General features: G+C 44.6%; 22 protein-coding genes. 11 read left to right on the top strand and 11 right to left on the bottom strand.

What is annotated here, in order from left to right:
• Positions 1-127 precede the first annotated feature (127 nt).
• Entirely contained in the window at positions 128-1,282 is a 1,155-nt protein-coding gene (gene metK / locus ACHUFW_RS18540) for a methionine adenosyltransferase (protein WP_394205161.1), read from the top strand.
• Between the two features lie 156 nt (positions 1,283-1,438).
• On the opposite strand, the gene ACHUFW_RS18545 is transcribed toward metK, so the two are convergent.
• Genes ACHUFW_RS18545 through ACHUFW_RS18555 form a run of 3 tightly spaced genes read right to left on the bottom strand, consistent with a single transcriptional unit; the run spans position 1,439 to position 2,972 of the window.
• Positions 1,439-2,158: an SDR family NAD(P)-dependent oxidoreductase gene (locus tag ACHUFW_RS18545; RefSeq protein WP_394205163.1), complete on the bottom strand. Its 720-nt coding sequence runs from the start codon at positions 2,156-2,158 to the stop codon at positions 1,439-1,441.
• Complete coding sequence (locus tag ACHUFW_RS18550) at positions 2,155-2,541, bottom strand: thiol-disulfide oxidoreductase DCC family protein (protein ID WP_394205165.1); 387 nt, start codon at positions 2,539-2,541, stop codon at positions 2,155-2,157. Before ACHUFW_RS18550 ends, ACHUFW_RS18545 begins: the two co-directional genes overlap by 4 nt.
• Positions 2,541-2,972 carry a DUF3429 domain-containing protein gene (locus ACHUFW_RS18555; RefSeq protein ID WP_394205167.1) on the bottom strand — a complete coding sequence of 144 codons (432 nt, stop codon included), beginning with the start codon at positions 2,970-2,972 and terminating at the stop codon, positions 2,541-2,543. Before ACHUFW_RS18555 ends, ACHUFW_RS18550 begins: the two co-directional genes overlap by 1 nt.
• Positions 2,973-3,131: 159 nt before the next feature.
• On the opposite strand from ACHUFW_RS18555, the gene ACHUFW_RS18560 reads away from it, so the two are divergent.
• Positions 3,132-4,136 (top strand): glucosaminidase domain-containing protein, encoded by a 1,005-nt coding sequence (locus ACHUFW_RS18560; RefSeq protein ID WP_394205169.1) that lies wholly within the window; start codon positions 3,132-3,134, stop codon positions 4,134-4,136.
• 5 nt (positions 4,137-4,141) lie between these two features.
• On the opposite strand, the gene ACHUFW_RS18565 is transcribed toward ACHUFW_RS18560, so the two are convergent.
• The 3 genes from ACHUFW_RS18565 to ACHUFW_RS18575 form a co-directional block, all read right to left on the bottom strand.
• Positions 4,142-4,552, bottom strand: a complete 411-nt coding sequence (locus ACHUFW_RS18565; protein ID WP_394205171.1) for a VanZ family protein — start codon at positions 4,550-4,552, stop codon at positions 4,142-4,144.
• A gap of 90 nt (positions 4,553-4,642) precedes the next feature.
• A complete protein-coding gene (locus tag ACHUFW_RS18570; RefSeq protein ID WP_394205172.1) occupies positions 4,643-4,978 on the bottom strand; it encodes a hypothetical protein in 336 nt (111 codons plus the stop codon).
• A 6-nt stretch (positions 4,979-4,984) separates the two neighbouring features.
• Positions 4,985-5,527 carry a GNAT family N-acetyltransferase gene (locus tag ACHUFW_RS18575; protein ID WP_394205174.1) on the bottom strand — a complete coding sequence of 181 codons (543 nt, stop codon included), beginning with the start codon at positions 5,525-5,527 and terminating at the stop codon, positions 4,985-4,987.
• 163 nt (positions 5,528-5,690) lie between these two features.
• On the opposite strand from ACHUFW_RS18575, the gene ACHUFW_RS18580 reads away from it, so the two are divergent.
• The gene (locus ACHUFW_RS18580) at positions 5,691-6,635 is read left to right on the top strand and encodes a GGDEF domain-containing protein (protein ID WP_394205176.1); all 945 of its coding nucleotides are present in this window, start codon (positions 5,691-5,693) and stop codon (positions 6,633-6,635) included.
• A gap of 223 nt (positions 6,636-6,858) precedes the next feature.
• Complete coding sequence (locus ACHUFW_RS18585; protein ID WP_394205177.1) at positions 6,859-7,806, top strand: diguanylate cyclase domain-containing protein; 948 nt, start codon at positions 6,859-6,861, stop codon at positions 7,804-7,806.
• A gap of 2 nt (positions 7,807-7,808) precedes the next feature.
• On the opposite strand, the gene ACHUFW_RS18590 is transcribed toward ACHUFW_RS18585, so the two are convergent.
• Positions 7,809-7,997 (bottom strand): hypothetical protein, encoded by a 189-nt coding sequence (locus ACHUFW_RS18590; RefSeq protein ID WP_394205263.1) that lies wholly within the window; start codon positions 7,995-7,997, stop codon positions 7,809-7,811.
• Between the two features lie 257 nt (positions 7,998-8,254).
• Here ACHUFW_RS18590 and ACHUFW_RS18595 point away from each other — a divergent pair, with 257 nt between their 5' ends.
• Complete coding sequence (locus ACHUFW_RS18595; RefSeq protein ID WP_394205179.1) at positions 8,255-8,668, top strand: META domain-containing protein; 414 nt, start codon at positions 8,255-8,257, stop codon at positions 8,666-8,668.
• A gap of 76 nt (positions 8,669-8,744) precedes the next feature.
• On the opposite strand, the gene ACHUFW_RS18600 is transcribed toward ACHUFW_RS18595, so the two are convergent.
• Both ACHUFW_RS18600 and ACHUFW_RS18605 read right to left on the bottom strand, forming a co-directional pair.
• Positions 8,745-10,061, bottom strand: coding sequence for a dicarboxylate/amino acid:cation symporter (locus tag ACHUFW_RS18600; RefSeq protein ID WP_394205181.1), 1,317 nt, complete (start codon positions 10,059-10,061; stop codon positions 8,745-8,747).
• A 216-nt stretch (positions 10,062-10,277) separates the two neighbouring features.
• The gene (locus tag ACHUFW_RS18605; RefSeq protein ID WP_394205183.1) at positions 10,278-10,655 is read right to left on the bottom strand and encodes a hypothetical protein; all 378 of its coding nucleotides are present in this window, start codon (positions 10,653-10,655) and stop codon (positions 10,278-10,280) included.
• 141 nt (positions 10,656-10,796) lie between these two features.
• On the opposite strand from ACHUFW_RS18605, the gene ACHUFW_RS18610 reads away from it, so the two are divergent.
• Entirely contained in the window at positions 10,797-11,240 is a 444-nt protein-coding gene (locus ACHUFW_RS18610; RefSeq protein WP_394205184.1) for a GNAT family N-acetyltransferase, read from the top strand.
• A 372-nt stretch (positions 11,241-11,612) separates the two neighbouring features.
• Here the strand turns inward: ACHUFW_RS18610 and ACHUFW_RS18615 are convergent, their stop codons facing one another.
• Both ACHUFW_RS18615 and ACHUFW_RS18620 read right to left on the bottom strand, forming a co-directional pair.
• On the bottom strand, positions 11,613-12,980 hold the full coding sequence (locus tag ACHUFW_RS18615; protein WP_394205186.1) for an L-serine ammonia-lyase: 1,368 nt from the start codon (positions 12,978-12,980) through the stop codon (positions 11,613-11,615).
• A gap of 61 nt (positions 12,981-13,041) precedes the next feature.
• Positions 13,042-14,343 carry an aromatic amino acid transport family protein gene (locus ACHUFW_RS18620; RefSeq protein WP_394205187.1) on the bottom strand — a complete coding sequence of 434 codons (1,302 nt, stop codon included), beginning with the start codon at positions 14,341-14,343 and terminating at the stop codon, positions 13,042-13,044.
• A gap of 556 nt (positions 14,344-14,899) precedes the next feature.
• Between ACHUFW_RS18620 and yjjX the strand changes: the two genes are divergently transcribed.
• From yjjX to ACHUFW_RS18645, 5 genes are all read left to right on the top strand, one after another.
• The gene (yjjX, locus tag ACHUFW_RS18625; RefSeq protein WP_394205188.1) at positions 14,900-15,478 is read left to right on the top strand and encodes an inosine/xanthosine triphosphatase; all 579 of its coding nucleotides are present in this window, start codon (positions 14,900-14,902) and stop codon (positions 15,476-15,478) included.
• A 120-nt stretch (positions 15,479-15,598) separates the two neighbouring features.
• Positions 15,599-16,636 carry a bifunctional helix-turn-helix transcriptional regulator/GNAT family N-acetyltransferase gene (locus ACHUFW_RS18630; protein ID WP_394205189.1) on the top strand — a complete coding sequence of 346 codons (1,038 nt, stop codon included), beginning with the start codon at positions 15,599-15,601 and terminating at the stop codon, positions 16,634-16,636.
• A 179-nt stretch (positions 16,637-16,815) separates the two neighbouring features.
• Complete coding sequence (locus ACHUFW_RS18635) at positions 16,816-17,856, top strand: NADP(H)-dependent aldo-keto reductase (RefSeq protein ID WP_394205191.1); 1,041 nt, start codon at positions 16,816-16,818, stop codon at positions 17,854-17,856.
• Between the two features lie 98 nt (positions 17,857-17,954).
• On the top strand, positions 17,955-19,169 hold the full coding sequence (locus ACHUFW_RS18640) for a SufS family cysteine desulfurase (RefSeq protein ID WP_394205193.1): 1,215 nt from the start codon (positions 17,955-17,957) through the stop codon (positions 19,167-19,169).
• Between the two features lie 15 nt (positions 19,170-19,184).
• Positions 19,185-19,622 carry a SufE family protein gene (locus ACHUFW_RS18645; protein ID WP_394205194.1) on the top strand — a complete coding sequence of 146 codons (438 nt, stop codon included), beginning with the start codon at positions 19,185-19,187 and terminating at the stop codon, positions 19,620-19,622.
• The last annotated feature ends 371 nt before the right edge of the window (positions 19,623-19,993 follow it).

Genomic DNA, 19,993 nt, shown 5'->3' on the forward strand with positions numbered 1-19,993 from the left:
TAGGTCACAAGTTAAAGGAATTTTTGTCATCAGGGGGTGCGCATCAGCGGTTTTTCAATTATTATAGCCGTCTAGATGTAGATACTTCTACACACTCATTTTTGATTACTGACGAGATTTTCCAATTATGGCAAAACACTTGTTTACCTCTGAGTCGGTCTCAGAAGGTCATCCCGATAAGATCGCCGATCAGATTTCTGATGCGGTACTTGATGCAATTTTAGAACAAGATCCAAAAGCCCGTGTGGCTTGCGAAACTTATGTCAAAACTGGCATGGTGATGGTCGGCGGTGAAGTAACCACTTCTGCTTGGGTTGATATCGAAGAGATCACTCGTAAAACCGTACGTGACATCGGCTATACCCATTCAGATATGGGCTTTGATGCTGACTCTTGTGCAGTATTAAATGCAATTGGTAAGCAATCACCTGATATTAATCAAGGTGTTGACCGTGAAGATCCAAAAGAGCAAGGTGCCGGTGACCAAGGTTTAATGTTTGGTTATGCCAACAACGAAACTGACGTATTAATGCCAGCTCCTATTACTTACTCGCATATGTTGGTTAAGCGCCAATCTGAAGTACGTAAAGACAAAACATTACCTTGGTTACGCCCAGATGCGAAAAGCCAGGTAACCTTTGCTTATGAAAGCGATGGCAGCATTGCAGGTATTGACGCCGTTGTCCTATCAACACAGCACAGCGAAGACGTCTCTCAAGCAGATTTGATTGAAGGCGTGATGGAAACCATCATCAAGCCAATATTGCCGGCTAAATGGTTATCTAAAGACACTAAATACTTCATCAACCCAACAGGCCGTTTCGTTATCGGTGGTCCTGTAGGTGACTGTGGTCTAACTGGTCGTAAGATTATCGTTGATACCTACGGTGGTATGGCTCGTCACGGTGGTGGTGCGTTCTCAGGAAAAGATCCATCAAAAGTTGACCGCAGTGCAGCATATGCAGCACGTTACGTTGCTAAGAACATTGTTGCAGCTGGTCTTGCTGATCGCTGTGAGATCCAAGTTTCTTATGCAATCGGTGTTGCTGAACCAACCTCTATCAGCGTGGAAACGTTTGGCACAGCTAAAGTGGCAGAAGCACTGCTGATTGACCTTGTTCGTCGTCACTTCGATTTACGTCCATACGGTCTGACAGAGATGCTTGATCTTGCACGTCCAATCTATAAAGAAACAGCAGCCTACGGCCACTTCGGTCGTGAAGAGTTCCCTTGGGAGCGTACTGATAAAGCCGAAGCACTACGTGCTGATGCCAATCTTTAATCGCTGCTTAGTAACAAAAGCCGCCATTTAGGCGGCTTTTTTGTGGCTAATTTCTGCGTAGTTATTATTAAATAGACGCTTGCTCGGTAATGCCTGTTACGTTTAACTAATAAGTTTATCTGCGACACAATAAATAAAGGCAGGGAATGTCGGCAATCACCAGTCAACTTTTTTGCCTTGCCAATCCAAAAAGTGTGCCCCACAAATCGGGTGTACATGCTCGCTGACATAAAGCAGCTGCTGCGCAACAAAATCGGTGCTAAATAGCTTGCCCGTAGGCACATTAGATTGAAATGGCTTAGATAGCGCGGTATCTGTGGTCCCGGGATGAAAACACAGCAAGGCGACATTTTTTGCACGTCTCGCATATTCTATTCCCGCGGTTTGCATCAACATATTTAATGCTGCTTTTGAAGCGCGATAGCTGTACCAGCCGCCCAAACGGTTATCGCCAATGCTGCCCACCCTTGCACTCATGACGGACACACTACAAGTTTGTCCACCGGCCAGCACGGGTAATAAGTACTTTAACCACAACATCGGCACAATGCTGTTAGATTGGAAGCTCGACAGCATCGCCTCTGGGTCGATATCTTCCAGACGCTTTTCAGGAAAGTGGCTGCTGTGATGAAGCACACCATTAAAAATATACACGCGATTAATATTGCCGGCCACGTTAGCCAATAACTCAATTTTGGCTGCAATATCACTTTGAGAATAATCGCACTGCCAATCACAGACATTGGTGTCAGGATGAACCAGCCGCTGCCGCGATATCGCTATCACTTTTTGCTGGCAGGCAAGCTTTGTGATCACCGCTTCGGCGATGTCACTGCTGGCACCAATTACGATTGCAATAGGGCCGGTATCACTCATAAGGAGCAACTGTCGCTATCACAACGCTTTTTGCCCGTTAACAAGTAGCTAATGGTGTACCTGTGTTTGGCAAATGCCAGATAAAACATATCGGCCACCGGTTTAACTACCGGCCAGCGCAGAAAAGCAACACGATACTTTTTACCAACTAGCATCCAGGCAAGGTAGGTCACATCCAAACCGAGCAAAACCTGCCCTTTGTCATCTTTACCATGCAAAATCACGTTAGCCCGTACTGGATCTATCTCAGGAAACTTTTCGGCAAAACCCGCTTGATTTAGATCTTCTAGCGCAATGGCATCATAGTCATCATGCTGTTTGAGTTGCTTCATTTCAGCGCTACATAAAGGGCACTGACCGTCGTAAAAAATGGTAAGTTTCATTATCCCCCTCCTACTAACATCAACCCGTGACAAACCACCGCAACACTGGTCAACCCCAAACGCAATTTGAGGTAATCAGGCTCTATACCAATCAATTTGGCTTGACGGCGCTCAACCAATAGCGTCGCTATATAACCCAGCATCAACATCCACAGAGTAACACTGAGATGGCCAACCAAAAGACTGGCCCAAGCCATTAAACATAACAGATTACTCACCGCCATGACCCAATCATGAATGTGGTTTTGCAAAGCATGGGTCTCGCGTCCCCATAGGCTGCCAGTTAAAAACGCTAAAATCACCGCACTGTAAGTCACGAATAACTGCTGCGGCGCGAACCCGGTGAGAGATATTTGCGTTAAATACATTAGGCTTGCCACAACAAATGGTATCAAGCCTGCAATGCCTAACACTGCCATTAACCTAGTCATGTTCCCCTCCTTAAGCCCTTATTAAGCTAATACGTGCGATGCTATGAATAAGTTCACTCTAAAGCGGAGTTGAGCGGCTATTTGACAAGTAAACCCCAACCTCTCTACCTTAGTTAAGTTGGCTTTACACTTTGCAGGTTTTATATACAGGGCTGTTTTATGACTTCAGGATTTAAAAAGTACACGCTGATTGTTATCGGCTTTATCATCATTGTCGTGGCAATCACTGTTTTTAACGCTAATCAAACTGCCCCGCAAACCTCTATAGATGGTGAGTCATCAACAAAAAAGCAGTCCCCCACTTTGCTCGCCACCACCTCAACGGTCACCATAGCGAGCCCTAAAGACGTCACCATTAATTCCCTAGATGAATTAAAAGCGCTATTTGATTCACTCAACTACAACAACGAAAGCTGGATGCAAGGTAATCGCGAAGTGCCTCGATTAACCTTTGAAAGTGTTAGCGAGACCTGGCAACACACCTCCAACCAAATTCCGGTACAAACTAAGAAGATGGTATTTTTCCGTTTAATGGCACCACTTATTTTAGTGGCCAACGAAAACGTTTTGGCTGAACGAGATGTTGTAAAATCGGCTGCACTAGATGATAGAAAACTGATTGAACTAGCCAATAAATACCGCATAAAAATGGCTTCAGAGCAGCAACTAACCGAGGCTGAAAAGCAAGATTTACTCGCCCATATTGATATCATCCCTCCGTCATTAGCACTTGCCCAAGCAGCAGAAGAAAGTGGCTGGGCGACCTCACGCTTTACTGTTGAAGGCAATGCATTTTTTGGTCAATGGGATTTTAGCGGTAACGGCATGATCCCTAAGCAGCAACGTAAAGAATTAGGTAACTATGGCTTGGCACGCTTTGACACGCCACTGGCGTCAGTTGAAGGATATGTACTGAATATTAATCGCAATGCCGCATACCAAAAACTACGCCAGCTTCGCGCCCAGTTGCGTCAAGATGGGGAGCCTATCACTGGTATGCAATTAGCAACAACCTTGGATAAGTACTCCGAACGCGGCCAAGACTACATTGATGGTATTCGTTCAATGATTAGCTACAACAAACTACAACAAGTCGATGAAGCTTACCTCAGCGATCAACAGCCGTTACACCTGATCAGTGCAGCAAGTAGTAAGGCTAAATAGTCAGGCTAAGTTGCAACGCGACTACGTTTAGCAATCATATACGTTAACAAGGCGGCACAAGATAAACCTGCAACATCTGCCGCCAAATCGCCGAGATCAAACGTTCGTGTAGCGTTCAAGGCCTGTGAACACTCTTCTATCAGCGCAAATAGTCCAACAATTAGCGTCCCCCAATAACATCTCAGAGGGCGATACACTCGCATAGATAAACTCAAATTAAGCGGCAGGCTTAGCCCACCAAACAAGGCAAAATGGCCAACTTTATCACCAAAGGGAACATTTTTAACCAGATCGCTAAAAATCGTTGACTGGCCTGAATTAGCGCTATAAATCGCCCATAAGATAAACGCCATCAACAGCGCTGTAAGCAATAAAAACAGGCGCTGTCTGGTTAACCACTTAATCTGAAACAACATGATTATCGACAGGTGATGTGAGGTAAATCGATGCTAGCACAAGCAAAGCCGATATTAGCGAAACTTAAACATAATTAATAAAATGGCCAATTAACAATGGTCAAAATGCGCGTACTCCATGCACATATAGCTGACTTGTTGCAAAGTCATCACTGGCACTGTCAATGGGCTTAATGACGCTAACTCAACATCGAGCTCAAGCAAAGACAAGCTGGCGGCGTAGTCATTCTCCAAGCCGCATTCAATAAATAACTGCTGCCATTGCACCACATAGCGCTGCTGCCCATCGCGATTTAACCGAAAACACTGATATGACTGTGATGCATCCTCTAATACTGCAACCACTAACTTCATATTATCAAATGCTGACAACTTCAAAGTTAAATAGGGTTTAAATAGCGTTTCAAATTTCTGTAGTTCAGCCATTGCCTATTACCTCGTTTTAATCGCTAACAAATAATAATCCCTATCGTCAAAGTCGAAGAAATCCAGTACTTGCATCCCTGCGCCATGAGTATGCGCACTATAGGAATGCTGATTACTTTCAGCAATAAATGTCACCGCGGCGCTCAGCTCTGCGGGGATCTGGCTCATTAGCTGACTGACCAATCGTTTAAATATGCCCTGTTGCCGGAAACTATCACTAATCCAAATTGGCCCGTACTGACAGCTATTACGTTGAGATAAGCACAAACTGCCCACTTGATATTGGTCAATACGCTGACTTAAAAACCGATAAATAGGCCATTTGTCAAAAAATCCCCAACGACCAGCGAATACGTAACCAACAATCTGGCTTTGATGTACAGCAACCGCAACCCAGTGCTGGGTGATTAACGTCAGAATATCTGATTGGCTAAAGTGCTGACCACTCATTGCCACTTCAGTGGAGTCGAGTTCGGCATTGATATGTTGTCGTTCTAATTGAGCAATTTGCTCAGCATCTGCAGGCGTGGCGGCGCGAATAGTGATCATTACAGCCTTGCTATTCTTAAAAGTAGTTATTGTACTGAGTTGAGCAGTTTGGAACAAACTCAAATTTGCTGGCTGTAACACTAAAAAGTTAAACCTGTCGGTAATTTGCAAAAACCTCCGTCACGAACCACAATTAATCAACGCTGACGAGGAAATAGTACCCATGCTACCAGATACCATCGATATTGGCATAAGCCTGCTTGAAGATGATAATGCGCAAATAAACTTAGTGCGCTGGATGCACCAATGTGAATTAATGAAGCGCTATTATCAGGCAGAGTCAGCATTTGTCGCACAGCGGACCGATTTAGGTTTTGAGGTGATTGTCGGCTCAATCAATCCGGCAAAAAAATTTATATCTGGCACTCTCTACAGTGATAATTTAGCCCTGTTCGACACTATGTCCACAGCAGATCCCGATGGCATCACTATCGATTTAAGTCAATACGTTCAAGAAGATATCATTGCTGATTTAAAGTCTAATCGACAACTGATTTCCCGCCCACTGCTCTGGCCTGACGGCAGTGTGTTTGGCTGTTTATGCGTGGTTGACCCTAGTGAAGATGAGTCTGCCAACATCAATGCTTTTATGCTTGAGCCATTTCAAATATTGCTACAACAAGATCTCGCCCTGCTTTGCCAAAGTCAACGTATAGAGTCTTTATCGATGCGTGACCGAGAAACCGGTATGTTAAACCACTATGGCTTTATCATGATGGCACCAAGGCAGCTTAACCTTGGCAGACGTTTTGGCGCTCATGCTGGCATCTTAATGTTTGAACTCCACACCCAGTCACCGCAAATCCCTATCATCGAAGATAAACATCACAGATTACTTGGTGGCATTATCCAAGACACCATTCGTACCGCAGATATAGCCGCACATTACAGCCAAGAGCTGTTTGTGGTATTGGCTTTTGTAGACTCTGAACGCGATCTGCAACACATCAGCCATCGAATAGAAAAGCTGCTTGCCCAACAAAACCCATCACTGAAACTCGATAGTTCTCATAGTTTTTTTGCGCCTGATTCTCCGGCAAAACTTGCGCCAATGATTGATACTGCAAAGTCAGGCTTAAGGTCTCAACAAGCTGAAAAATCAGAGTAAAAGCTCTTATTTTTCGTTAAGTTAAACTAAGGCTATAGCACCATAGAATCTATAGCAGTACAAGAAAACAACTCATATAAATCGCCTTGGTTCACAAGTTTTGCAGGCAAACAGACTGTTCATCAAAACGGCAACCGAAATGGTTCTGCTTACGGTATTTTTTCAGTATGCTAGATACATATGTTGATAGAATTTTATTAGAAACTCACACAAGAAGGCGCCCATGCTTGCCCAGCAAAGTCACGACAACTTATGGCTAAGAGAACAGGATCATCCAGCCATTAACTTGCCCCGTTGGCAGCAACAAGTCGATATTCTAACGGAGTTTTATCAAGCTCAGTCCAGTGTCATCGTGCAAAAGATGGATGATGAGTTTCAAATTGTCTGTAGCCGACAAAAAACCAATTTCGGCCTGTATGGCGGAGAACAGTTTCAAGACCAAGCCCTAGCAAGTTTGCTCAAAAGCTATACGGGTTATGGATTAATTCAATGCGCTGAAACCAAAGACCTATCTCTGCAATGGGCACAGTTCACCCAAGTGGTGATTTTGCCACTTTACTGGCCTGACGGCTTCCTGTTTGGCGCCATTATCATTTGCCAAGCGAAGCAAGCTCAATATCTTAATAAGTTGCTACCGCTACTCGAAACAGCCAAAGCCCTAGTGCAAGGTGAGTTGAAGCAGTTGCACCTTATGCAACAAGTGCAGATGCTGTCGGTTCAAGATGAGCAAACGTGCATGCTAAACCCGTATGGATTTAGCCTAATGGCACCAAGACAGCTTAGCTTAAGCCGCCGCTTTGGCTCCCATGCTGGGATTATTTTGCTTGAAGATATTGTGCCGACATCAAACCAAGATTTTGTGCAGCAAGAGCAAAAATTACGACAAATTGCCCGTATTATTCACGATAACCTGCGCGATGCCGACGTATCTGCACGTATTGGTGAACACCTGTTTATAATTCTTGCCTTTGTCGACAATGAGTCCAACCTCTCAGCTTTGATAAACCGCCTTAAAAAGCAAATTGCTAAAGAGAGTATTAAGCTCAATATTGCCACAGGGCAGAGCTACTTTACCCCAGACACCCAACAATCCCTTGAGCCAATGCAAAAATTAGCCATGGAAAACCTAGCCGATAATAAAGCCAAATTGCTAAGCATCAGCGGCAAATAGCTTCAAGAGTGATTGTCTTTTTCTGATGATTTGTTAGTGGGTTGAGCTTTTGCCCATTGAATAAATAACACCACAGGAAAAGGCGACATAGCAACCAGTCCAATACCTATGAGCGAAGCAATGGTCACCATGCCGGTGACATCTTGAGCTAAATCAGAATATAAATAGCTCACTGTCCCCGCTAAAACCATTGCCAACCCGACCCAATGCAACCACTTTAATATTTGAATGATTGACACAACTCCCCCCTGTTAAACCTGCGTTCCGCGCTACTTTTAATACGTTTATGATGACTTTATGCGATAAAACCCTCACTAATGCGACTTTATAAACAAAAAATCATTAAAAAGCCCGATATTTCCCTTTCCAGCGCGCTTCAGAATTGTCAAACTATATCTCTATATCTCTATATCTCTATATCTCTATATCTACATTGGAACCCATATTCATGTCTAAACAGTTTTTAGTATTAGGTGCCGCATTACTAGGCTTGGCAGCATGCCAGTCCGCACCCCAACCTGAGCAATCCAACTTGGATGTTATCGGTACATGGCATATCGAAGTTGCCCAAACTAAACCAGTTATCGATTACAGCCCAGCACAGTTGACGTTTGCCGAAGACGGTAAGCTTTCTGGCAATAACAGCTGTAACCAACTATTTGGTCAATACAGCATTGATGGGGAAGCGCTGACAATTTCGCCAGCAGGCAGCACCATGAAAGCCTGTGTTGAGGCATTAATGATGCAAGAGCAACGTGTGATGGCAGCACTGCCTTTAATTACACAGGGCAAAATGCAACAAGGTAAATTGTTACTGCAAGACGAGAAAGGTAATACTCAGTTGGTATTAAGCCGCCTATAATCGCCTCGCCTTTTACTGAATAAAACCACTTGGTGGTTTTATTCAGTTGTTACTGCAGCTATCTTAGCTAACTGGCCTAACTCACTGCTTTATCTTCATTCGCTTGTGCTTGTTCAGCCATTGCAGCACTTTGCTCCATATCTGCATTGTAATGAACAATATCCAGCTCATCTTCAGATTTGGCAATCACCGTAGTTGCCACCAAATCACCAGATACGTTAACTACCGTTCTTGCCATATCAAGCACGCGGTCAATACCGGCAATAATCGCTACGCCCTCCAACGGTAAACCGACCGTGGTCAGCACTAAAGTCAACATCACTAAACCAGCACCAGGAACCCCTGCTGTACCAATGGATGCTAACGTGGCAGTTAAAATAATTGTGACATAATCTACCCAAGTCAGATCAATACCAAATGCTTGTGCAACAAACAGCGCTGTGACCCCTTGGTACAAAGCTGTACCGTCCATGTTGATGGTTGTGCCTAGCGGTAACACAAAACTACTGATTTTCTTGTTCACGCCAAGGGATTCACTAGCGCATTTCATGCTCGCTGGTAAAGTACCTGCAGAACTTGAGGTGGTATAAGCAACAGCCAATGCATTACTAATGCCTTTAAAGAATTGCACAGGGTTAAGTTTGGCAAACACACTCAACACTATGCTGTAGAAGCCGACAATATGCAGCAAACATCCGATGTAAACGGCAATAATTATCTTGATCAGCGGTAACAACATGTCTACCCCGTAGGCGCCAGCAACCCAGGCCATCAAGCCAAACACACCATAAGGTGCAAACTTCATCACGATATCAGTGAGCTTATACATTGCTTCAGCAAGGCTTTCAAAAACCTGCACCGCAGGACGCCCACGCTCACCAATCAACACCAAAGCAACGCCTAACATCACGGCAAATACAATCACTTGTAGGATCTGGCCACTGGCTAGTGCAGCAATAGGGTTAGTGGGTACAATATTGATCAAGGTCTCCATAACAGACGGAGCGGCCTCTGCAGCCACCTCTTCCACATTGGCATGCATGCCCAAACCTTCACCCGGTTTCATAATATGGCCAACAGCAAGCCCTAGACTGATGGCAATGGACGTTGTGCCAAGGTAAAACGCAAAGGATTTAAAACCGATCCTGCCCATTTTGGCGGTGTCTTGCATCGAGGTAACCCCGACAATGAGCGAGCAAAATACTAATGGGACAATCAACATCTTAATGGTATTAACAAACAGGGTACCAATAGGCTTTAGCACCGCAGCTTGCTCGCCTAAGCTTAGGCCAACCATAATACCTAATGACATACCAATGAGGATCTGAAGCCACAAGGGCACAGCCATCCAGCGTGACCAAGTTCGGCCCACGATCGAAGAGTGTTGAGACATGTTACTACCTTGATTAAAAAGAAAATAAGCTGACTACATTGCCAAAGTGACTGGCAATCTAAAATGCGGCGAGAGTGTAGCACAGGGTATTGTGCTACGAAGTGATCTAAGTCATAGCCACCAAGCTCGGCTAGATATTAACAATAAACCTCAGCTCAAGTTAGCTCAATCGAGCAAACCCAACCACAACAATATAAACGGCTGATGAGTGGCTGTTTATGCATCAAACTGACTCGGTTTAGCACGTTGGCTTTGCCGATCAAATTGTTGCCGATGCAAAGCTGCTGGCGGCTGCTCCCTCTCAATGAGATAACTCCAATAGGCATCATCAAAGCCATGAAATATTTGCCCTTTTCTCCCTTGAGCTCGTAATACTAAATGCCACCATACTAGCGCCCAAACCCCACAAGTGGCTAAAGTTATGACAAAATGCCAAAGATGGTGGACCTCGTTACAATCCTGCTCAATGGCTTGCTCAACCAGCTGTTTTTGCTGTATTTGTGCTGAAGTAGCCTGACAAGAAGCACGACGCACTTCGGGCAAGCTCGAGGATTTTTGTGTGTTTTGTTGCTCGCGAGAATTGTCATTAGCCATCATTCACCTCAGCATCAAACCTTGATAATAAAAGTTTAGCAGAGTTAGACTTTAGTCGAATAAAATTGATCTATTTTTCACTTTTAAAGCCCGATAAAAGTGATAAAGTAGCCAGCTAAGCTCCATAAAAAAGAACTAAAAATGCAAATTAGAAAGGGAAATGCCGAAGATATTCAATCGCTTGTGGAATTTAATCAAGCGATGGCACAAGAAACTGAAGGTCTATCACTTGATAATGATACTTTGACGCGCGGTGTCAGCCATTTAATTAATAATCCAGCCCAAGGTTTTTACCTGGTCGCTGAGGTGGACGGTGAAATCGCCGGCTCCTTAATGGTGACGTATGAATGGAGTGACTGGCGCGCTAAAAACTACTATTGGATCCAAAGCGTCTACATCCGCCCGCAGAATCGTCGCCAAGGTATTTACAAAAAACTCTATCAAGCGGTTAAAACCATTGCCGATGACAACGGCGGCGCCGCAAGTTTCAGGTTATATGTAGAAAAAGACAATACCAAAGCCCAACAAACTTATAGTGCATTAGGTATGGAGCAAAGCTACTACCTGATGTATGAAGAAAAGTAGCTTTATACCAATCAGCATAAAGATGTGATCGCTCAGCGAGAGTTTAGGGCTTCTGAGACAAGGCAACGAATGAAGGACATAGTTACTCTACGTTCAAGTTCGTTTACACAGTATCAGAAGCGCTAAAACTCGCCCTTTGGGAGCTTTTTGGGCTGCCTACTTCTTCGTTGAATAACTTCCCAATAGAACCACTATTACTTTAGTTATTCGTCTCGAACTAGTTTGCCAAAAATAGCGCTGAGTAGATCACTTTCTTATGCCGATTGGTATTATATACCAATCAGCCGTCAGAAATTGACGGCTGATGACTATTGGTGATAACTAAAACCAACTGTAATTGGTCGATCAAATCACCTTAAAGGTCAGCCGCTTTTAAGCACAAATGCTGGTTACTTTAATGGCTAATCCACCTTGACTGGTTTCGCGATATTTAACATGCATGTCTTTACCTGTCTCATACATGGTGGCAATCACTTTATCCAAGCAGACTTTAGGCTCGCTATTACGTCGCATTGCCATTCGAGTGGCATTGATCGCTTTAACCGCAGCGATGGCATTACGCTCGATACAAGGTACCTGTACTTGACCTGCAACAGGGTCACAAGTCAATCCCAAGTTGTGTTCCATACCGATCTCAGCCGCAATACACACTTGAGATGGATTAGCGCCCATAATCTCAGCCAACCCCGCTGCGGCCATAGAGCAAGCCACGCCCACTTCACCTTGGCAACCCACTTCAGCGCCAGATATTGAAGCGTTTCGCTTGTATAAAGAGCCCACAGCTGCAGCAGCTAAAAAATAGCGGGTATATTCTTGTTCACTCACAGGTTGAATAAACTTGTCATAGTAAGCTAATACAGCTGGAATAATTCCCGCCGCGCCATTGGTAGGTGACGTAACCACTCGTCCACCAGCAGCATTCTCTTCACTTACCGCGAGGGCAAACACGTTCACCCAATCAACAATCACCATAGGATCTGAAGTCAATCTCTCATGGGTCATTAGTTGACGATATAGCGCAGGCGCTCGACGTGGCACACGTAGCGGGCCTGCCAGCACCCCTTCAGTTTTACAGCCTTTCGCTATGGCCTGAGTCATGGTATTCCAAACGGCTCCAAAACGAGCATAGATTGCCTGTTCATCATTAAATACTTGCTCGTTCGCCATCATCAATGCGCTGATACTCATGCCATTTTCACGACACATACTGAGTAACTCAGCGGCATTATTAAATGGGTATGGCACTAGCACTTCATTGGCAGCAACAAGGTCATACTGGGACTCTTCCACAATAAAACCGCCGCCAATAGAGTAATAGGTTTGACTCAATACACATTCATCACCATTGTAGGCGTGAATCGTCATGCCATTTTCATGTAGCGGCAAGGCAAAATCATGAAACACCACCGCTTGACTCGGAAAATCAACAAGGTGTTTTTCTTCGCCCAACGGCAGCACCTGTAAACGCTCCACTTCAGCTATGAACGGGGCGATGCTATCAATGTCCACCGTTTCAGGGCTATTACCTGCAAGCCCCATAATAATGGCAATATCAGTGTGATGCCCTTTACCCGTTAAAGATAAAGAACCATAGATATCAACGCTGACACGGTCTACTGAAGCGAGTAAGTTTTTTTCAACGAGTTCGTCAGTAAACCATTTAGCGGCTTTCATCGGTCCGACTGTGTGAGAACTTGATGGACCAATACCAATTTTAAAAATCTCAAACGCACTGAACATCACGAAACCTTAACCTTATCACTTAGGGCCATTAATTTAATGGCCCTGCTAACTTTGTTAATTAAGACAACATACCGAAAATGATGGCGGTCATAGCGAGTAGACCCGCGATAACAACAAACACATTGCTGATACGGCCTCGGTAAGGTTTTAATGCTGGCACTTTATAGACAGCATACATTGGCATTAGGTATAAAATTGCCGCAATGATTGGGCCACCCAAGGCTTCGATCATCCCCAGAATACTTGGGTTAATGATGGCAACGCCCCAAATGGTGAAGAACATAAATCCAAGGATGAACTTGTCTAAGCTACTATCTGAAACGGTTTTATTGCTACTACGAAGTTGCTTAGCAATGATACCTTTTAGGCCTTCAGTCGCACCTAAATAGTGTCCAAAGAACGACGACACAATGGCAATCACCGCGATAATAGGTCCAAAATAGCTAACGAAACCACTGGCATGCACATTTGCCAAATAAGATAAGATTGGCAGGTTTTCAGATTTAGCTTCAGCCAGTTGTGCAGGGCTTAGTGACAGAACACAAGAAAACACGAACAACATAACAAAACCAACGAGCATCATGCTGGTGTTACGTAAAATCACATCGGCTTTTTTAGCGGCATTGGCGCCATGGTCACGCTTTAATGACACAGAAAACTGCGAAATGGCAGGAGAGTGATTAAAAGCAAATACTAATACTGGAATAGTCAGCCAAACCGTGCCCAAGAAATCAGTTGAACTTGGCACAGACATCAACGCATCAGCCTTCCAGCTTGGAATCAGGTACAGCGACATAAACGCTAAGATAGCAACCAGTGGATACACTAAAAACTGAGTCACTTTTAGCATTAGCTTTTCACCAGAAACCATGACCGACATCATCGCCAGAATCAATACGCCGGACAAAATAAATCGCGGTGGCGAGGCCATTCCCAGCTGATTAACAATAAAGCTATCAACCGTATTGGTAATACCCACACCATAAATGAGTACGATAGGATAAATCGCAAAAAAATACAGCACAGTAATCGCTTTACCCGCACCAATACCGAAATACTCTTCTACGACATGAGTAATATCACTGCCTTGCTTTTGCGACGAGCATACAAAACGAGATAAACCGCGATGGGCAAGATAAGTCATCGGCCCAATAAGCAAGGCCATCATCACTAGCGGCCAAAACCCTCCCATCCCCGCATTGATAGGAAGGAACAAAATTCCTGCCCCCACTGCTGTACCAAATAAACTTAGCATCCAAGTCGTATCGGTGCGGGTCCATTTTACGGTTTCTACAGACGCCCCTTGTTCGATTTGAGTGGGACTGACAGCTGACGTGCTCACATCATTTTGCATATACATGACCTTTAGGTGTAGGTTTTTACAAACCTAATGAGTTACGCGATTACCGCTTCACCCATCTCCGTCTATCATCAGGTAAAGCAGTAGCAAATTCGCGCTCAGGATATACAAGCACCGCCAAGAAAAATTGATCTAGCCCCACATTTGGTAATCAAATTTCAGAATGAGCTGATATTGGGATCGATATCTAAGAATTTACGTAGTAAATTTTCAAAAAGATGCCATCACAGTAACCTATCGGCACGAATATTTAACACCTATGTCACTTTACATCGCAACAAACTGATTTAGGGTTTACTGATAAACACAGATAAACAACCATCTCGCTCGCAAAAACACTCAAAAACGTGATTAACGTTACACCTTGAAAAAGTTGGTGTGATTCAGCTCACTGGCGGCTAACAGAGCAGCAATAACAGCAGCTGCTAGCGAAATAGCCCGTGTAAATTTACTCAATGATGCGAGCGAGTTAGTTTGAATTACGCGTGGTGCTTCGATTAACATGCTTTTCATTCAAACAAATTCTAATCCGCAAAGATCTAAAGACTCTGACCATATGAACTTAATACCACCATCAACGACTCGATTACGTTTAATTGTCGGCTCACTAAATCCAGTGAAAATTGCTGCCGCAAAACAAGCTATAAGTCCCTTTTTCCCTGAGTTGGATATTCAATGCCAAGGCATGCATGCTCCTTCATTAGTTGCTGATCAACCCATGACCAATCAAGCAACTAAGCTAGGGGCAATTAATCGAATGGAATACTGCCGCCAACATGGTCCGCAAAGCGAAAAGGAAAGCTTTGATCTTTTTGTTGCCATGGAAGGAGGCGTCGATAAATTCGAACACGGCCCAGTGACCTTCGCTTATGTTGTTATTGGCTACGGCAATCAACAAATGAGCTTAGGAAGAAGCTGCGAGTTACCGCTGCCACTTGCTATCTATCGTCAGTTACAACAAGGACAAGAGTTAGGTGATGTAATGGATCAAGTATTTAATACCCATAATATTAAACAAAAAGGCGGTGCTATTGGCCTTTTAACCAACGGACAAGCAACCCGAGAAAGTATTTATACTCAGGCGTTAACCTTAGCCATGGCACCACTGCTCCACCCTCAACAATACACTGAGTAAATTAACGTGATCATCTAATCGCTGTTAAGTATCTTTATCCACGCCATAAACTGCGCTTGCAATTTACATCATTGGCTTCTAAGTTAGATGTATATCGCAACCAAAATGGCTCACTAAGGCATGAAACACACTGACACTGACCACGTCAATGAACCACTTTCTGATCAACAACATCGTGAAGGCAGCACTATCGAACTCGCGGGCAGCCAGCCGTTAGTCTGCCCTAGCTACCACTGCCAAGATGATAACGATCAAACTTGCTCTAATCTACGAAGTCTATCTCGCTCCTTGGTGAGGAAATTAGGTCTGCTGGACTCTGTTTTAGGTGAATTACCCCTTTCTCCAGTTCAAGCCCACGCCTTAATTGAACTGAATCATCAGGAGCTATCAATTAAGCAACTGGCGGAAATACTCAATATCGATAAATCAAACGCCAGCCGAGCCATTAGTCAGCTTTGCGAAAAACACTTTGCCCGCACGCGCAACAACCCAAAAGATAGCCGCAGCTCTCTGTGCCAATTAACTCCGCAAGGAAAACGCTTGCTCAATCGGCTCAACAAACAACAAAACCAATTATTTGACCAAATATTGGCCCAGCTACCTGACGCTGCTATCGCCCAATTAGAGCGCGCATTAACTGATTACACCCGAGCTATCGAATTAACCCAAAGGCAGCAGGGTTACCAAGTCAGGTTAATTACCGCTAATGATGATAAAGCGATGGCACAAGTGATTCGCGAGGTCTCAGCTGAATATGGGCTAACTCCAGATAAAGGTTATGGTGTGGCAGATCCAAGCTTAGATCATCTAAGCCAAGTCTATGCTAGCGACAACGCTTGCTATTGGGTCATAGAACACCAAGGCCAGATTCTTGGTGGTGCCGGTATTGCGCCACTGGCTGGTGTGGCAAACACCTGTGAGTTACAAAAAATGTACTTTAGTCCGGTATTACGTGGCAAAGGCTTTGCCAAACGGCTGGCCTATCAAGCCATTGCTTTTGCTAAGAACCAAGGCTATCAAGCATGTTATTTGGAAACCACTTCAGTACTCAGTGAAGCGGTGAAACTCTATGAGCAGCTTGGGTTTAATCGTTTACCGTCTCCGCTTGGTAATACTGGCCACGACGCCTGTGAAATTCCTATGCTATTGGCACTGTAGCTAGATAAACAACCAAGGCCTAACAAACTTTATCTGCAGTGCTAGCCATACATTGTGGAAAAATCATACAAAACAGGGGCTTTTGAGTGTCATAAGCCTAGATGAAAAACCGACAACCCAGTAGCAATCAACCACAAAGCTTGTTAGCCTCAAGGTAAGATCATTTTAGGGAGAATTTCATGCAATACAGTCGTATCCCGCACTCTTCATTAAATGTCAGCAAACTGTGCCTCGGTACCATGACATGGGGCGCTCAAAATACCCAAGCTGAAGCTTTTCAACAATTAGATCGCGCCATTGGTGCTGGTATCAACTTTATCGATACCGCAGAAATGTACCCCGTTCCCCCTAACGCCGAAACACAAGGGGAAACCGAACGTATTTTAGGTCAATATCTTGCTTCCCGTGGCCATCATGATGATTTAGTCATTGCCACTAAGGTAGCGGCACCTGGCGGTAAAAGTGACTACATTCGCCCCAATATGGCACTAGATTGGCGTAACATTCACCAAGCAGTGGATGACTCATTAACGCGTTTGCAAGTCGACACCATCGATCTGTACCAGATCCACTGGCCTGATAGACATACTAATTTTTTTGGTAACCTGAACTATCAGCATCAAGAAGATGCGCCACAGACGCCTATCGTTGAAACCTTAGAGGCGTTAGCAGATCTCATCAACCAAGGTAAGATTCGCTATATCGGAGTATCGAATGAGACGCCTTGGGGGTTAATGAAATATTTACAACTTGCCGAAAAGCACGGTTTACCTCGGGTGGTGTCAATACAAAACCCTTATAACCTGCTAAACCGAAGCTTCGAAATTGGCCTCGCAGAAATTGCCCATAGAGAAGAAGTCCCCTTACTCGCCTACTCGCCACTCGCCTTTGGTGCACTAACTGGCAAGTATCTAGATAATCAATGGCCTGAGGGGGCGCGATTAACCTTATTTAAACGATTTGCGCGATACACTGGCAGTGATATGGCATTGGCAGCAACCCAAGCCTATGTTGAATTAGCCCGCGAGTATCAATTGTCGCCGGCTCAAATGGCTTTAGCCTTTGTCAACCAACAAGGTTTTGTTGCCAGTAACATTATCGGCGCAACGTCATTGCAGCAACTCAATGAAAATATCGCCAGCATGGAAACCTGTTTATCTGACGAAGTCATGCAGCGGATCAACGAATTAGGTGAGCTTTACCGCGTCCCTTGCCCTTAATGCTAAGTGAATTAAATATTTCTGCACTTGCATTAACCGCCCAGATCTCCGAAGATCTGGGCGTTTTTATTTTTAGCGTCAATTATTAGGTTAATCAAATGCAACTTTTGGCATTGCGAGCACAGTTTCCAGCATTAGAACAAACCTTAGCGGGTTACCCCTTATGCTACTTAGATACCGCGGCAACCAGCCAAAAACCCCAGGCTGTGCTTGACGCTATGGCCAGTTTTTATCGCGATGATAATGCCAATGTGCACCGTGCTGCTCATCAACTTTCAGCGCGGGCAACGGCCAATTACGAGCAAGTTAGGGATAAAGTGCAAGCATTCATCAATGCTGCTAAACGACAAGAAATCATCTTTACCCATGGCACCACTGAAGCAATCAACATGGTGGCTTGGGGCCTAACTGAGCAAATTGATCACACCAGTACCATACTCATTGATAGCGCCGCTCACCATGCTAATATTGTCCCATGGCAACAGCTTGCCAAGCGCACTGGTGCAAAGATCATCGCCATACCGCTTGATGCCAATGGCCGCATTGATCAACCCGCTTACCAAGCGTTATTGAGCAATGGTGCCAGTATCGTCGCCATGAATCATGTTTCCAACGTCATGGGGACGGTAAATCCTGTCAAAGAGATGATTGCCCAAGCTAAAGCTGCTGGCGCAATCACCTTAGTTGATGGCGCGCAAGCGATTGCGCATATGCCTGTTAACGTCAATACATTAGGCTGCGACTTTTATGTGTTTTCCGGCCATAAGATGTACGGTCCGACTGGTGTCGGCATCCTCTACGGGCAGTTTGAGCAGCTAGACAAACTGTCGCCACTGCTCACTGGCGGGGAAATGATCGACACAGTCAGTTTTGAAATGACCACGTTTAACACACTACCCAACCGCTTAGAAGCAGGCACGCCCGCGATAGCAGATGTGATAGGCCTTGGTGCCGCCATCGACTTTATCGCCGCCTTACCGCAAGCTGCAACCAAAAAGCGGGAAGCAGAACTACTCAAGTACCTGCAACAACAATTGCAACAATTGGGGCAAGTTACTCTATATGGTGCCCACCAAGATAATTTGGGGGCAGTCGCGTTTAATCTCGCCGATGAACATCACCAAGATGTCGGTATTTTGCTCGATCAACAAGGAGTAGCGATACGTTGTGGCCACCATTGTGCTATGCCATTAATGCAAAGTTTAGGCATTAAAGGCTGCTGCCGGGCTTCAATCGGTATTTACACTAGCGTCGAAGATATCGACCGCTTTGTTGAAGCTTTAGCTTCAGTAAAAGCAATGCTATTCGATTAATCTCTAGGGAAGATCATGTCACACCCGCAACCTAGCTTAGAACAATTTACAGCCCTGAGTTTTGATAGCCAAACCGTGTTGGCCAAGTTTACTGATGCCGACGGCTGGCAAGCCCGCTATCGCGAAATTATGTTACTTGGCAAGCAACTGCCTAAGCTCGATGAGCAGTTAAAACAAGCAAGCGCACAGGTAAAAGGCTGTGAAAGCACCGCATGGCTTTACCATCGCGAGATTGAAGGTCTTCACTACTTTATCGCAGACAGTGATGCCAGAATCGTAAAAGGCCTAATCGCACTACTCTTTGTCGCCTGCCAGGCAAAAACCAGCGAACAAATCGCTGATTTTGATGTTAGCGACTACTTTGAGACATTAGGACTAACGGGGCAACTCAGCCCCTCGCGAACTAATGGTTTACTGGCGGTTGCCCAGGCGATAAAAGCGGCCGCAAACTAGCCGCTATAACCAATTAAACAACTAACTAAACAAGCGCTCAATCAAGCGTAATCATCAACTCACTGTGGTATTTTAATCTGTCTAGGCTGTGTTACTCTCTTCCTAGAAGATTTGACCCTAGAAGATTAAGCCATCTTTTCAGTGAGACAAGGTGAAAATACCATTACTACTAGATGATAAAAAGCCGGATTAGAATCGATCACACAAGCCGTTCGTGCATTAAAATAATAAGTTACCACGCTTAAAGTTAGCATCATTTAGCAAGTCAGGGATAATAATCAACTCATGCCCATTGTTCTATGCTGCCGCCCAATTACCATCACCATATCGGCAGTCACAACAAAGACCACCGATATCAAATTATTTTCTGT

Origin of the sequence: Shewanella waksmanii (assembly GCF_043643685.1) — a bacterium.
In the GTDB taxonomy this organism is placed as follows: Bacteria; Pseudomonadota; Gammaproteobacteria; order Enterobacterales; family Shewanellaceae; genus Shewanella; species Shewanella waksmanii_A.

Bases quoted from the DNA above. Each gene is read 5' to 3' on its own strand.
- metK (WP_394205161.1), top strand. From the start codon at position 128: ATGGCAAAACACTTGTTTACCTCTGAGTCGGTCTCAGAAGGTCATCCC.
- ACHUFW_RS18545 (WP_394205163.1), bottom strand. From the start codon at position 2,158: ATGAGTGATACCGGCCCTATTGCAATCGTAATTGGTGCCAGCAGTGAC.
- ACHUFW_RS18550 (WP_394205165.1), bottom strand. From the start codon at position 2,541: ATGAAACTTACCATTTTTTACGACGGTCAGTGCCCTTTATGTAGCGCT.
- ACHUFW_RS18555 (WP_394205167.1), bottom strand. From the start codon at position 2,972: ATGACTAGGTTAATGGCAGTGTTAGGCATTGCAGGCTTGATACCATTT.
- ACHUFW_RS18560 (WP_394205169.1), top strand. From the start codon at position 3,132: ATGACTTCAGGATTTAAAAAGTACACGCTGATTGTTATCGGCTTTATC.
- ACHUFW_RS18565 (WP_394205171.1), bottom strand. From the start codon at position 4,552: ATGTTGTTTCAGATTAAGTGGTTAACCAGACAGCGCCTGTTTTTATTG.
- ACHUFW_RS18570 (WP_394205172.1), bottom strand. From the start codon at position 4,978: ATGGCTGAACTACAGAAATTTGAAACGCTATTTAAACCCTATTTAACT.
- ACHUFW_RS18575 (WP_394205174.1), bottom strand. From the start codon at position 5,527: ATGATCACTATTCGCGCCGCCACGCCTGCAGATGCTGAGCAAATTGCT.
- ACHUFW_RS18580 (WP_394205176.1), top strand. From the start codon at position 5,691: ATGCTACCAGATACCATCGATATTGGCATAAGCCTGCTTGAAGATGAT.
- ACHUFW_RS18585 (WP_394205177.1), top strand. From the start codon at position 6,859: ATGCTTGCCCAGCAAAGTCACGACAACTTATGGCTAAGAGAACAGGAT.
- ACHUFW_RS18590 (WP_394205263.1), bottom strand. From the start codon at position 7,997: ATGGTTTTAGCGGGGACAGTGAGCTATTTATATTCTGATTTAGCTCAA.
- ACHUFW_RS18595 (WP_394205179.1), top strand. From the start codon at position 8,255: ATGTCTAAACAGTTTTTAGTATTAGGTGCCGCATTACTAGGCTTGGCA.
- ACHUFW_RS18600 (WP_394205181.1), bottom strand. From the start codon at position 10,061: ATGTCTCAACACTCTTCGATCGTGGGCCGAACTTGGTCACGCTGGATG.
- ACHUFW_RS18605 (WP_394205183.1), bottom strand. From the start codon at position 10,655: ATGGCTAATGACAATTCTCGCGAGCAACAAAACACACAAAAATCCTCG.
- ACHUFW_RS18610 (WP_394205184.1), top strand. From the start codon at position 10,797: ATGCAAATTAGAAAGGGAAATGCCGAAGATATTCAATCGCTTGTGGAA.
- ACHUFW_RS18615 (WP_394205186.1), bottom strand. From the start codon at position 12,980: ATGTTCAGTGCGTTTGAGATTTTTAAAATTGGTATTGGTCCATCAAGT.
- ACHUFW_RS18620 (WP_394205187.1), bottom strand. From the start codon at position 14,343: ATGTATATGCAAAATGATGTGAGCACGTCAGCTGTCAGTCCCACTCAA.
- yjjX (WP_394205188.1), top strand. From the start codon at position 14,900: ATGAACTTAATACCACCATCAACGACTCGATTACGTTTAATTGTCGGC.
- ACHUFW_RS18630 (WP_394205189.1), top strand. From the start codon at position 15,599: ATGAAACACACTGACACTGACCACGTCAATGAACCACTTTCTGATCAA.
- ACHUFW_RS18635 (WP_394205191.1), top strand. From the start codon at position 16,816: ATGCAATACAGTCGTATCCCGCACTCTTCATTAAATGTCAGCAAACTG.
- ACHUFW_RS18640 (WP_394205193.1), top strand. From the start codon at position 17,955: ATGCAACTTTTGGCATTGCGAGCACAGTTTCCAGCATTAGAACAAACC.
- ACHUFW_RS18645 (WP_394205194.1), top strand. From the start codon at position 19,185: ATGTCACACCCGCAACCTAGCTTAGAACAATTTACAGCCCTGAGTTTT.